12 protein-coding genes are annotated in these 11,822 nt (G+C 60.1%); 5 read left to right on the plus strand and 7 right to left on the minus strand.

Annotated features, from left to right (window positions below):
* Positions 1–69: 69 nt before the first annotated feature.
* Complete coding sequence (locus tag EI290_RS17240; protein WP_125432905.1) at positions 70–900, minus strand: ABC transporter permease; 831 nt, start codon at positions 898–900, stop codon at positions 70–72.
* A gap of 173 nt (positions 901–1,073) precedes the next feature.
* Between EI290_RS17240 and EI290_RS17245 the strand changes: the two genes are divergently transcribed.
* On the plus strand, positions 1,074–2,030 hold the full coding sequence (locus EI290_RS17245; protein ID WP_185817054.1) for a UbiA family prenyltransferase: 957 nt from the start codon (positions 1,074–1,076) through the stop codon (positions 2,028–2,030).
* A 122-nt stretch (positions 2,031–2,152) separates the two neighbouring features.
* Here EI290_RS17245 and EI290_RS17250 read toward each other — a convergent pair whose 3' ends face one another.
* The 3 genes from EI290_RS17250 to EI290_RS17260 form a co-directional block, all read right to left on the minus strand.
* Positions 2,153–2,887: a YebC/PmpR family DNA-binding transcriptional regulator gene (locus EI290_RS17250; protein ID WP_125432907.1), complete on the minus strand. Its 735-nt coding sequence runs from the start codon at positions 2,885–2,887 to the stop codon at positions 2,153–2,155.
* Positions 2,888–3,028: 141 nt separating this feature from the next.
* Complete coding sequence (locus EI290_RS17255) at positions 3,029–3,457, minus strand: hypothetical protein (RefSeq protein ID WP_125432908.1); 429 nt, start codon at positions 3,455–3,457, stop codon at positions 3,029–3,031.
* Between the two features lie 30 nt (positions 3,458–3,487).
* Positions 3,488–3,883, minus strand: coding sequence for a SpoIIAA family protein (locus EI290_RS17260; protein ID WP_125432909.1), 396 nt, complete (start codon positions 3,881–3,883; stop codon positions 3,488–3,490).
* Positions 3,884–4,016: 133 nt separating this feature from the next.
* Here EI290_RS17260 and EI290_RS17265 point away from each other — a divergent pair, with 133 nt between their 5' ends.
* Together EI290_RS17265 and EI290_RS17270 are read left to right on the plus strand one after the other, a co-directional pair.
* Positions 4,017–4,931: an arginase family protein gene (locus tag EI290_RS17265; protein WP_125432910.1), complete on the plus strand. Its 915-nt coding sequence runs from the start codon at positions 4,017–4,019 to the stop codon at positions 4,929–4,931.
* Positions 4,932–5,000: 69 nt separating this feature from the next.
* On the plus strand, positions 5,001–5,840 hold the full coding sequence (locus EI290_RS17270) for a DUF4097 family beta strand repeat-containing protein (protein WP_125432911.1): 840 nt from the start codon (positions 5,001–5,003) through the stop codon (positions 5,838–5,840).
* Between the two features lie 87 nt (positions 5,841–5,927).
* Here EI290_RS17270 and EI290_RS17275 read toward each other — a convergent pair whose 3' ends face one another.
* A complete protein-coding gene (locus EI290_RS17275; protein WP_125432912.1) occupies positions 5,928–6,917 on the minus strand; it encodes an MBL fold metallo-hydrolase in 990 nt (329 codons plus the stop codon).
* A gap of 197 nt (positions 6,918–7,114) precedes the next feature.
* Between EI290_RS17275 and EI290_RS17280 the strand changes: the two genes are divergently transcribed.
* The gene (locus tag EI290_RS17280) at positions 7,115–7,618 is read left to right on the plus strand and encodes a cupin domain-containing protein (RefSeq protein WP_125432913.1); all 504 of its coding nucleotides are present in this window, start codon (positions 7,115–7,117) and stop codon (positions 7,616–7,618) included.
* A 321-nt stretch (positions 7,619–7,939) separates the two neighbouring features.
* Here the strand turns inward: EI290_RS17280 and EI290_RS17285 are convergent, their stop codons facing one another.
* A complete protein-coding gene (locus EI290_RS17285) occupies positions 7,940–9,661 on the minus strand; it encodes a glucose-6-phosphate isomerase (protein ID WP_125432914.1) in 1,722 nt (573 codons plus the stop codon).
* A gap of 309 nt (positions 9,662–9,970) precedes the next feature.
* A complete protein-coding gene (locus tag EI290_RS17290) occupies positions 9,971–10,435 on the minus strand; it encodes a hypothetical protein (protein ID WP_125432915.1) in 465 nt (154 codons plus the stop codon).
* A gap of 138 nt (positions 10,436–10,573) precedes the next feature.
* On the opposite strand from EI290_RS17290, the gene EI290_RS17295 reads away from it, so the two are divergent.
* A complete protein-coding gene (locus tag EI290_RS17295) occupies positions 10,574–11,458 on the plus strand; it encodes an alpha/beta fold hydrolase (protein ID WP_125432916.1) in 885 nt (294 codons plus the stop codon).
* Positions 11,459–11,822 lie beyond the last annotated feature (364 nt).

Below are 11,822 nucleotides of genomic sequence, written 5' to 3' on the forward strand. Positions count from 1 at the left end.
GGGGGAAGCGGAGAGTGGGTTACTGGTTTGCAACGGGCAGGAGGTACAAATGATAGTGAATGCCCCGGCTTAAAAGCGGGCTATAAGATGAGGCTGGGCCAAACGGTAAGCCAGCCAGCCCAAGGCGACGCTGGCCCCGGCCAGGCCTACTACCGGCCAGAAACCAGGCGTAGGGTGAGCCACGCCAGTCAGTAGCCAGTTGCGGGTAGTTGTAAGCAGGGGCGTTACCGGATTCAGGCTAAGTACAGATGCATAGCGTGAGGGCACTACATACACAACCGGCGTTATCAGAAACCACATATTAATCAGCAGGGTGAGGGCATTGGCTACGTCGCTGTACAGGAGCCCGAACAGGGCAATAACCCAGCCCAAGCCCAGGCCCAGGCCCAGCAAAGCTGCCAAACCCACTGGCACCCAGAGTAGTGTTACGTGCCAGCCCACATCGTACCACCACATTACGCCCCCAAGCACCAGCAGCCGCACCAGCAGGTTAAACACAACCACACCCACGGCCGCCACCACAAATGCCTCGTGTGGCACCCGTACCTTTGCCAGCGTAGCCCGAACCGCGGTAAGTTGTTGCAGAGGGCTGTTCAGCATCTCCACAAACCCTTGCCAAAGGAAGATACCCGTCAGCACAAACAAAGGTAAGGGTACTGTGGGCTGCCGGCCTTGCAGCAAATTGGCTTTGCTCAGCAGCGTCCAGGTGAGGGCCAGGAAAAGTGGAGGAGCCAGCAACCAAAGGTAGCCAAGCACGCTCTGCCGATACTGCACCCGAAGATTGCGCACAAACAATTGGCGGCCAACCCGCAGCACTGCCCGTATATCGTGCCCAACAGTTTGCCCGAAAGCCCGCAAATCAGCCAGGGGGGACGATGAATTATAGATTATTTCCCTCATTTTTGTTCGCAAAATACAAGTCTTCCTTCACAGTCGAGGCTGTTTCCTAGGCCACATCGACTTGGGGTACACCTCGGCGGTCCTACCCCCACATGACAGCGTCTCTATTTATCCGTCGATTAGCTACTGTTGCTCGTATTTCTGAGTGGTGGGGATACAAATTTGCACCAATTATGGCTATTTGTTTCGCCTCCATTCTGCTGCTGAACAGCCCGATCTGGATGCTTGGTGGTCAATTACTACTACTACTGCTAGCCCTTACCGTGGCAGCCACCTACGTAAGCCTGCTCAACGACTGGACTGACCGGACCGATGATGCGCAGGCAGGTAAGTCTAACCGGTTGGCGTATACATCTGCCCGGCGTGTTGCATGGCTGTTAGGTACATGTGTGGTAGCCGGAGTAGGATTTGGTTGGTATTTCTGGCGCACCAGTCCGCTGATAGCGGGGCTTTACCTGGGTACTTGGGTTGTATTCTCTGCGTATTCGCTTCCGCCCGTGCGCCTGAAAGGCCGGGCTCTGGCCGGCGTACTGGCCGATGCTGCCGGTGCCCATTTTTTTCCGCAAATGACGGGTATTATGCTGATGAGTGCCAGCCTGCACCAGACGCTGCCGCCGCTCTGGGTGGGGGCGGTGGGTATCTGGTCGTTGGCTTGCGGGATGCGCAATATTATCTGGCATCAGCTCAGCGACGCTACCAACGACGCAGAAGCTGGTATGCGCACTTTCGTAACCCGTTTGGGAGCTACAAATGCCCGTCGCATAGTTGAGTTCATTGTGTTTCCAATCGAGTGTATAGCACTGCTGGTACTATTGAGCCTGAGTAGCCGGGTGGCTGCGGGGTTGGCTATGCTTCTTTACGCAGGCTTGGTGCTGATCCGGCATTACCGCTGGCGAATGAAACTTACAATAGTGCAGCCCCAGCCCCATTCGCACGTGCTGCTGAACGAGTATTATGAAGCCTTCCTACCCCTAGCTCTACTACTGGCGGCCTGGTGGCAGCGGCCGGCCGAAGGCCTCGTATTGGTCGGTTTTGGGCTATTGTTTGGTCCTACTCTCTGGCGTACAGTTCGCCTCTTTGGCCGGGCTGCCTGGTGGGTTACCCGGCGGGGGCTGCCCAGCGGGCAGTAGCAAGCAAACCCGGTAGTTAAACACCTGCTTCAGGTAGCGCAAAAATAAAGGCGGGCCGCCCCTGTAAGGAGCGGCCCGCTGCCAGTCTTTCACAAAATCCGTAAAATCCGCGCAACCAGTGGTTAGCCGAGCGTGTGGTACACGGCCTGCACGTCGTCGTCGTCCTCAAACTTCTCAATCAGGTTCATTACCTCTTCCAGCTGCTCGCCTTCCAGGTGGACGGTGGTGTTAGGCACGCGCTGGAGCTGGGCCGATACTACGTTCAGGCCCTTCTCTTCCAGGGCCTTCTGCATCTGGCCGAAGTCGGTGAAGGCCGTTTCTACTACAATGTAGTGCTTCTCGTTGCCGTGCTCATCTTCCTCCTGGTCGGCGTACACGTCTTCGGCGCCAGCGTCAATCAGCTCCAGCTCCAACTCTTCCAGGTCCAGGCCTTCGGCGGCCAGCTTGAATACGCCCTTGCGGGTGAAGGTATAGTCGGAGGAGCCGGCGGTACCCAGGGCTCCATTGCCCCGGTTGAAGTACATGCGCACGTTGGCCACGGTGCGGGTGGGGTTGTCGGTGGCCGTTTCAATAACTACGGCTACACCGTGGGGGGCGTAGCCCTCGTATACTACTTCCTGGTAGTCCTTTTCCTCCTTGCTGCTGGCGCGCTTGATGGCCGCTTCTACCCGGTCTTTGGGCATGTTTACGCCCTTGGCGTTCTGCATGGCCGTGCGCAGACGGGAGTTGGTGTCGGGGTTGGGGCCCGATTCCTTCACCGCCATTACAATTTCCCGGCCGATGCGGGTAAAGTCTTTGGACATCCGGTCCCAGCGCTTCATTTTGCGGCCTTTGCGGAATTCAAACGCGCGTCCCATCTATGGTGAGTTGGTGAAATGGTGAAATAGTGAGTTGCCGTTCGGCGGGGTGGGGCCGAAAGGGGCCGCAAGTTAGCAGAAACCCCGGCCGGGCGCAATGCAGGCCCAGCCTGACCACTGCGCCCGGCCCGTTGTACCGCCTTACTGCATCCGCAGCGTGTAGATGCTCTGATTGCCAACCGGAAAGCCGGCCAGCGTGATGGTGAGTAGCCCGTTCCGCAGTCGGAAAACGCCCCGGTCGGTGTGGGGCTGGCCGTTGCGGGTGTACAGAAACCGGATGCTGTCGGCGGCAAATACGAAGCGGCCATCCTGGTCGAAGCGCAGGGTGGTGCCGTTGCCGGCCAGCGTCAGCCGTTTCTGGTAGGTGCCGTCGGCCCGCAGCTGCAGGGTACCCCCAACGCCCTTGGCCGCCAGCGGGGTAGGGCTGGTGCCTTTATCGAGAATAGCGTAAGTGAGGTAGGTATAGGTAGCAAAAAACGACGGGCTTTTGCGGGGAATGGATTGAGGGGGCCGGGCGCTGGGCAGCAGCGGCGTAGCTCCCAGAAACCACAGGAATAGAAACCATTTCATTCTGAAAGATAGACCAGGAAACGGGGCTTCTCAAACGGGCACTGTGTAGAGCCACTGCTGCGCCGCCTCCAACTCATCGAAATCGAACGTACGGATGGTGAGGCCCCGGGCGTATTGCATGGTAGAGGCCACCGCGTGCCGGGAGGGCCAGTCCATAGCGTTTACCCAGGCAACGGCCTGCACTCCCGCACTGGCCAGTTGCGGCAGAAACTCCTGGCCAATCCACTCGGCTGCCTGCCACCACTCCCCATATGCCTCACTGCTGTCATTCAGGATTTTTGTGCAGCCACATTGTTGCGCACACTCCAGCAAACGGTTACAGTCCTGAAAAACGGATGCTGCGTCGTGCGCCCCTCTCCAGTGTACCCACAGCCAGTTTTCCTGCGGTTCGAAGCGAATGGTGAGGGATGGGGTATCTAGGAGCATAGCAAGTTCCAGGGAGTAGAACTACGGGCGAAAACACAACATACGCAATTCCTGATACTGTTGAGCTTGTTGGCAGGCTAAGCCTCGTTGTACGAGGTGCGTTGGTCGGGCATTTTCCCCCTACATTTGGGCTATGCCCACCTTTCTACGTGACCTGATCCGGCCGGCGGCCGAGCTACCCGAGGCCGACGTGTGCCTGGTTGGAATACCCCTCGATTTTGGTACGGTGCTGGAAGGCGGCCGGGCCGGTGCCGCCCAGGCCCCCGAGGCCATTCGGCGGGAGCTGCGCCGCTACCACAAAACCTATAACCTGGAGCACAATATACGCCTCGATGGGTTGCGCATTGCCGATGCCGGCAACCTCGACCTGCGCCACCCGGACCATGCTACCAACCACCAAACCATCCGGAGTGAGCTGGCCCGCCTGCTCAATCAGTACCCGCGGGTGGTGGTGCTGGGCGGTTCCCACGATGGTACCTATAGTACCGTGCGGGGCCTGCGCGACGCCACCGGCAGCACCTCGGTGGGCGGCATCAACCTGGATGCCCACGCCGACGTGAAAGACAAGCCCGGCCAGCTCAGCAGCGGCACCCCATTTGGGAAGCTGCTGCGGGAAGAAGTGCTGGCTGGGGCCCGGTTCACCGAAATCGGGTTGCATTCCAACCTCAACGCCTGGGAGGATATCGATTTTTTGCACCAGCAGCAGGCCCGCTTGGTACCTCTGGCCCATGTGCAGCAGGATGGTATGCCCGAGTACATGGGCCGGGCCCTGCGCCACGCCACCGCCGAGGGCCCCGCGTTTGTGAGCTTTGACATGGACAGCTGCGCCGAAGCCTATGCTCCTGCCGTAAGCGCCCCAAGCGCCGATGGGTTTACGCCCCGCCAGGCTGTAGAGGCAGCTTTCCTGGCGGGCAAGGAGCCCGATGTGCTGCTATTTGAAGTGGTCGAGTTCAATCCGGCTTTCGACCGTGACAACCAAACTGCCCGGCTGGCTGCAACCATCCTGACCGCCTATCTCACGGGCGTAGCGGCCGGGCTGGATGTCTGAGCAGAACCGGGGCATCTGTGTACCGCCTGAAAATTTCTTCCGCGGCTCTGATTTTTACTCTTTGTATTCATGAAGCTCTTTTTTCTGCAGTTGGGCCTGCTGGCCGGTGCAATTCCGGCAGCCGCCCAGCAGATACCGGCCCTGAGCCTTACTTGTCCTGCTCCGGCTGCCAGCCAGGCCCTACAAAAGCTACACTGCGAAACTCGCGACCTGACCCTACCTGCTCCAGCGGCCGGCAACACGCTCACCATTGATGCCCGCGCCAACGGCGGTATTACGGTGCGGGGCTGGAATGGCACCACCGTGAAAGTGCGGGCCCTGGTAACCGGCCGGGCTGCCACTGCCGCCGATGCCCGCGCCCTGGTAGCTGCCGTGCGGATTACGGCGCAGAATAGTACTCTCCGTGCCAGTCGCGCCAACGAATCCCTGGACGGCTGGGCCGTGGAGTACGAAGTGCTGGTGCCAGCCCGCACCGACCTGGACCTGAAAGCCGTAAACGGTGCCATTAAAGCGGAAAATGTGGCCGGAAAGCTTCGCCTGAACACCACGAACGGCCCGCTGGTACTGCTGGATGTAAGCGGCGACGTGCGGGGCCAAACCACCAATGGCAGCCTTACGCTACGCTTGTCCGGGCCGGCCTGGGCGGGGCCGGGCCTGGAGGTAAGTACGGTAAACGGAGCCGTTGACTGGCAGCTGCCCGCTGTATATGCAGCCACCATTCTGGCCCGCACCACGCACGGCAAAGTTAGCGCCGAGCTGAATACCAAGCGCAAAAGCGTGCTGCCGCACAACCTGGCAGCTACTCTAGGAAAAGGGGGCGCTCAACTCAAGGTAAGTACTGTACACGGCAGTATATCGGTGAAACAGCCCGCTGAAACAGCACCCGTTCAGCCCGACCCCGTCGAGTAAAATCCGGGGCTTGCCAGACAGCACACCGGCCCTGACTGCAGTAGCCAGGGCCGGTGTGCTACCAGCAAAAGAACGAGAAAACAGCAGCTACCGCGCCACCTCTTCGGTGCGCTGGCGCTTAGGCTCTGCGGCAACCGGGCGGGGGTATTCATTCTGTTTGTGTTTCTGATACCGTTTTACCAGCAGGGCCGCGCCAACCAGTGCCCCCAGGCCTGCGGCGGCGAGGGTAAACTTTACCCGTATAGGGTCGTGGGGAGCGGGTGGGAGGTAAGCAACCCCATTCTCATCGGTGCGCGCGGGCGTATGTACGTAGCGCCCGTAAGCCGGCACCCGGAACTCATCAGCTAGTTTTTGTAGCTGGGCAGTGTATTTTTCCCCAGAAACAGCCGGCCCGTGGCCGCAGCCGATGGCCGCCGGCTGCAGGGCCGCCAATGTCCGGATGGATTCGCCGACTTGCTGCCAGTTGTAGTTGAAGGGAGCCCCGGCAATGTTGATTTCTGGCCGCTGCAGCAGCAGCTCCGGCACCGACTCATGGTTGGCCGTGGCAAAGGCGTCGCCGGCCAGCAGGGTGCGGTCCTTTTCCCGGAACAAGGCAATCTGGCCGGGAGCATGGCCAGGTACGGGCAGCCAGCGCCAATCGGGCAGGAAAGGCGGGTCCTGGTCGTTGGCGGGCAACTGCTGCACATAGTTGCTGAGCTGGAACGATTGGGGTGGAAAAAAACGCGACATGAATGCCAGTGAGCCTCCGCCAGCCACGGTAGGGTCGGCGGGCGGATACACGGCCCGGGCCGTAAGGAACGGTAGCTCCAGCGGATGGGCCAGCACGGGCACCTTCCAGTGCTCGGCCAGAGCCTGGGCCGAGCCCGAATGGTCCATATGGCCGTGGGTTAGAATAATAGCTTCAGGATGCGTACCAGGGTAAAATAGCGTGTCGGCGGCGGCCAGTATGGTTTTCTCGGAGCCAGGTAGGCCCGTATCGACCAGTACCCACTCGCCGGGCGTACCGGTTTCCACAAAATATACATTCACGAAACGCTGAATGGTGAGCTGGTGAACTCCAGCGGCTACTTTTTTCATGAGTTCGGAGGTAGATGAACGGATAAGGGCAGTACGCGAACCATCAGCACTTAGATATCGAGGCCGGGCACAATTTGGGGCCGGAGTGCTGCCACAACCCAATGAATTGTTACTTTGCCATGCCTTACCGGCCCCGGTTTGCCCAGGCTGAGGTAGGGCATTGTACAACACCAACTCCGTCCCGAACTCACGCTAATATGCCTGCCGAACTCACCAAATCAGCTCTGTTTTTCTATACCGAGCAGCACCTGCAGCAACAGGGCTTTCGCATTGAGCGCAAAGATGAGGAAAGGCCCTGGGGCGGTTTTTTCGTGCTCGACGAAACCCAGGCGCAGCAGTTTGCGGATATGTATTTTAATGGCCTGGAAGTAGATAACCTGCGGATTTCGGGCAAGTTGAGTCCTAAAATTCTGCTGGTAGCCCCGCATCAGCGCCTGAGCTGGCAGTATCATCACCGCCGTGCCGAAATCTGGCGCGTGGTGAGCGGCACAGTGGGCGTTGTAACTAGCCCCACCAACGAGGAAGGCCCCCTGAAAACCTATGGCCCCGGCGAGCAAATTACCCTGCAACAGGGCGAGCGGCACCGCCTCATCGGCCTCGACGACTGGGGCCAGATTGCCGAAATCTGGCAGCATACCGACGCTGCCCAACCCTCCGACGAAGACGACATCGTGCGGGTACAGGACGATTTCGGGCGCTAATATCACAGATGCTGCAAAAGGCCCGGCTGCCGCAGATTCATTCTTAGCCGGGTTGTGTCTGAACAGTCGTTTGCAACTCGCTAAATGCCCTGCTGAGCCTGTCGAAGCATCTCACCCGCTTCCGTTGAACCGTCTGCTGAAACGGGAGAAATGCTTCGGTAAGTTCAGTACACCCGTTTTGGAATTTTTCGACACACCCTGAATTCAGCCTTCAATACCTGAATTCCTGTACTGCCAGAAAGCAAACAGCCCCCTCGCAAGAGGGGGCTGTTTACTTTCTGAACAAATCGGCGGCATCAGGCCATCTGCAGCATCTGTGGTTTACAGGGCGTCTTGTACAACGCGCAGCAGTTGGGCCACACCTTTTTCCTCGCCTACTGAGCCCAGGTGCACACGCAGAGTGCGGCGGCCGGTGCTAAGCAGGGCTTCCAGGTCGCCGGCAGCCTGGGCATTCTGGAAGGTGCCGAAGGTGTAGGGGCGGCCGGGCAGGGGCAGGTCCTGGGCGTGGTCGGTGGTGAGCTGCAGGAACAGGCCAGTGTTGGGGCCACCCTTGTGGTACTGGCCAGTGGAGTGCAGGAAGCGGGGGCCGTAGCCCGAAGCCGTGGCAATGTGCAGGCGCTGCTGCACCAATTGGCGCAACGCATCCAGCTCGGCATTCAAGGCGGGCGTCTCCATCAGGTAGGCCTGAATGCACAGAAAGTTATCGGAACCAGCCTGCTGGAAAAAGGCTCTCAGGACATCTGCGGCGCTGGAGCCGGCCACGCTGGCGTAGTAGCTCAGGCCGTTTTCCGTGAGCACCGGGGCGCTGGTTTGGGGCAAGGAGCCCCGCTCCACCACAACCTTCATCAGCTGGTCGGTGGCGGTTTTGGCGGCCTGCACGTTGGGCTGGTCGAAGGGGTTGATCTGGAGCACGGCGCTGGCTACGGCCGTGGCTACTTCCCAGCGGAAAAACTCGGCTCCCAAATCCAGGGCGTCGCGCAGCAAAATGGCAATAACCGGATGACCGGCGGCCTGTAGAGCGGCCACTTTGCGGCGGTTATCTTCGTCGGGCTGGCTTTCGTAGCCCACGTACACGAACACCCGGTCGGGGCCGTACACTTCGGGGCTGCCCAGCGGGTCGCCGGCCACCGGCAGAATGCCTTTACCTTCCTTGCCGGTGCTTTCGGCCACCAGTTGCTCCAGCCACAAGCCCAGGTCGGTGAGGCCGGCGGGCACCACCAGCGTGAGCTTGTCGCGGCCCTGCTGGGCCAGCACGCCCAGGGCCACGCCCAGCATCAGGCCGGGGTTATCGGCCACCGCCCCCTCCGAGCCGCAGGCCCGCATCATGGCAATGGCCCGCTCCAGCAAGGCATAAATATCAATGCCGTAGAGGGCGGCGGGTACTAGCCCGAAGTAGGAGAGGGCCGAGAACCGGCCGCCTACTTCCGCGAAGTTCAGGAAGATGCGGCGGTACCCCTCGGCCGTAGCCTGGGTCACGAATTTGGAGCCGGGGTCGGTAATGGCCACGAAATTCTCGCCAGCCCGCTCACCTTTCAGCTCTTTTAGGCGGGCGTAGAAATAGTCGCCGAACGCCAGGGGCTCGGCCGTGGTGCCCGATTTGCTGGCTACCACAAACAGAGTTTCCGGTAACGATACAGCCTCCTCAATTTCCCGCACCGAGCCGGGGTTGGTGGTATCAAGCACGAGCAGGGGCAGGCCATTGGCGCTTTTCTCGAAGGCCTGCTTGAATACGATGGGCGTCATGGTGCTGCCGCCCATGCCCATTACCACCACATGCTTGAAACCAGCGGCCCGGATTTCCTGGGCAAACTCCTCAATTTCTCCCACCCGGGGCAGCATGGTTTCGGCTACCCGTAGCCAGCCCATAAAGCTACGTACGCTCTGCTGGGCCTCGGCATCCTGCACCCACAGATCGGCTTGTTTCTGCCAGAAACCGGCGGTGAAGTGGCGGGCGTTAAACTCCTGAAGCGTTGCCTCAACGGCTGCCTGGTACTGGCCCAATTGCACCGACATGGTGGGCACGGAATAAGAAGAAGTGTCCATACTATACTTGGAAGTCACGAAATGGCGGTTGAAAAAGCGGCTTCTAAGGGAACAGCCCGCAGGAGCGTTCCGCTAAAAGCCGCGTTGCGCCTAAGCCGGCACGGGCCGGGCGGCCGGGCAAAGGTAGAGAAGTCGCCACATACGTGCCGCATAGGGCGCGCCGTTCATTGGCAATGGGGCCGGTAGTCGCCCTGCCGGAGTGGCAGCGCACTGCGTGGTTACGTTGCGGTGGAGCAACCCGCGCTGGCTTTCGACTTTCTAAACAGCTTCAACACTTAACTCCGGCTGCTACACTGCAACTTGAGTGGCCTAGCTGGCCAGGGTTTCCGACCAAAGCAGCCACTGCTGCTCCAGGGCCTGCTGGGCCGCCGGGTTTTGCTCACCCACCAGCCAGTCGAGGGCACCGGCGGCATTGGCAAAGAACTGGATTTCGTAGTGCATGAAATGACGGCCGGCCCGAATCAGGCTTTCAACCACCATCTGGTTGTAGGAGTTATTGTCGGGAATGATAAGGGCCACCTGCTCAATGGCTCGCACCGACACCCGTCCCAGCCAGTTCGCTGCCAGCCAGAGCTGCTCATCGAGCCCCAAACTGGGCAGATCATGTAAATCCAGCATCACGGCCGAAATATCACCCTGCTCCACTAGCTGCGCCACGCAGTTCATGCTGCGCTGGAAACGGGGGCGCCCCACCAGAGTGGCGTTCCATTGAAAACGAAACAGGCCTAGCTCCGGCGCAAATTGTGCCCGGATGTCGCAAAAGGTCAGAAGCATGGGGCACTGCCGCGGTGCATCGGGCAGCAGCGGGGGTACACCTACGAAGCGGGCGGCAGACTGGTTTGCTTCAGCCAAAAAAAATGTTGGCCTCACGGCCGCAGCCGTTGTTACCGGCCAGAACCGCATATTTGCGTTATGCCTACGCCTGCTCCGCCTCCTGCGTTCAGTCTGCCGCCGGGTATCAGGCTGCTTCGCCTGAAGTTTCGGCTGCTCAGTGCCATATCAACGGAATGGGCCTTTGCCGAAGCATGGAAGCTCTTCACAACTCCCCGGCAATTGCCCCAGAAGGGCTGGGAGGCAGCCGTGCTGGCTTCGGCGCGGCAGTTTACGGTTACCTCGTCCAATACTGACATCGTAGCCTACGAGTGGAACCCGGCGGGCAAGCACATGGTGCTGCTGGTGCATGGCTGGGAGCATCGGGCTAGTTTTTGGGGTATACTGGTGCAGGCATTAGTGGCGGCTGGGTACCGGGTGGTAGCCCTCGATGGCCCGGCGCACGGGGCCTCGGGGGGCACCCGCACCACCCTGCCGGCTTTCGCCCGCGCCGTTCAGGCCGTGGCCGATGCCGCCGGGCCGGTGTACGGGGTGGTGGCGCACTCCTTTGGCGGGGCCGCCACGGTGGGCGTACCGGTGCAATTCAACCAACTACAGGGGGGGCGGCTGCCGCGTCTGGTACTGCTGGCGGTGCCGGGCAGCACGACGGCCGTGGCCCAACGCTTTACCGCGCTGCTACAGCTGCCCGCCGCCGTGGTCCAGCGCATGGGGCGTCATATCCGGCAACAGCATGGCCGCGACGCCGAAAGCTTTAGCCTGGTGCAGGTAGGCCACCGGTTTCCGACGGAAAAAGCCCTGTTGCTCCACGACCGGCAGGACGAGAGTATTCCCTTTGCTGAGGCCCAGGAAGTTGCCGACAGCTGGCCGGGCCTCGATTTTCGGGCCACCGTCGGGCTGGGCCATAACCGCATCATGCGCGACCCGCAGGTGCTGCGGCAGATTGTGGATTTTCTGGGGGCAAGCTAGCTTGTATGGGCTGGCACACAAAAAGACCGTCATTATAAGCTCATAACGCATCAAACCTGTAATCAGGAATTCATGCGTGCTGATGTCTAAATGGTAATCCAGCCTTAGCACGCGAGATTCCTCGGCTTCGCTCGGGATGATGCTCTCTTCGAAACCGTTTTGCCAACTGTCCACATACCCTGGGAGCATCTCATTTTGCCCCCTGCGCTTCGGCGCAGTGACACCGGCCCAACAACATAAGAGCGTGTTTGGGAATTAGGTAGGGGCTAAAAAGAAACGAGTCAGTAAGTTGCGCGGGGAGTTCCTAGGCTTCCACGGGCATTATGGTTGATGGCTACCAACCCCTTACTGACTCGCAGTGGCA

Source organism: Hymenobacter metallilatus (assembly GCF_003944705.1).
Classification (GTDB): Bacteria; Bacteroidota; Bacteroidia; order Cytophagales; family Hymenobacteraceae; genus Hymenobacter; species Hymenobacter metallilatus.

Excerpts from the sequence above, each read along its gene's own strand:
- EI290_RS17265 (WP_125432910.1), top strand. The coding sequence starts at position 4,017 with ATGCCCACCTTTCTACGTGACCTGATCCGGCCGGCGGCCGAGCTACCC.
- EI290_RS17245 (WP_185817054.1), top strand. The coding sequence starts at position 1,074 with ATGGCTATTTGTTTCGCCTCCATTCTGCTGCTGAACAGCCCGATCTGG.
- EI290_RS17280 (WP_125432913.1), top strand. The coding sequence starts at position 7,115 with ATGCCTGCCGAACTCACCAAATCAGCTCTGTTTTTCTATACCGAGCAG.
- EI290_RS17250 (WP_125432907.1), bottom strand. The coding sequence starts at position 2,887 with ATGGGACGCGCGTTTGAATTCCGCAAAGGCCGCAAAATGAAGCGCTGG.
- EI290_RS17295 (WP_125432916.1), top strand. The coding sequence starts at position 10,574 with ATGCCTACGCCTGCTCCGCCTCCTGCGTTCAGTCTGCCGCCGGGTATC.
- EI290_RS17270 (WP_125432911.1), top strand. The coding sequence starts at position 5,001 with ATGAAGCTCTTTTTTCTGCAGTTGGGCCTGCTGGCCGGTGCAATTCCG.
- EI290_RS17285 (WP_125432914.1), bottom strand. The coding sequence starts at position 9,661 with ATGGACACTTCTTCTTATTCCGTGCCCACCATGTCGGTGCAATTGGGC.
- EI290_RS17290 (WP_125432915.1), bottom strand. The coding sequence starts at position 10,435 with ATGCTTCTGACCTTTTGCGACATCCGGGCACAATTTGCGCCGGAGCTA.
- EI290_RS17275 (WP_125432912.1), bottom strand. The coding sequence starts at position 6,917 with ATGAAAAAAGTAGCCGCTGGAGTTCACCAGCTCACCATTCAGCGTTTC.
- EI290_RS17240 (WP_125432905.1), bottom strand. The coding sequence starts at position 900 with ATGAGGGAAATAATCTATAATTCATCGTCCCCCCTGGCTGATTTGCGG.
- EI290_RS17260 (WP_125432909.1), bottom strand. The coding sequence starts at position 3,883 with ATGCTCCTAGATACCCCATCCCTCACCATTCGCTTCGAACCGCAGGAA.
- EI290_RS17255 (WP_125432908.1), bottom strand. The coding sequence starts at position 3,457 with ATGAAATGGTTTCTATTCCTGTGGTTTCTGGGAGCTACGCCGCTGCTG.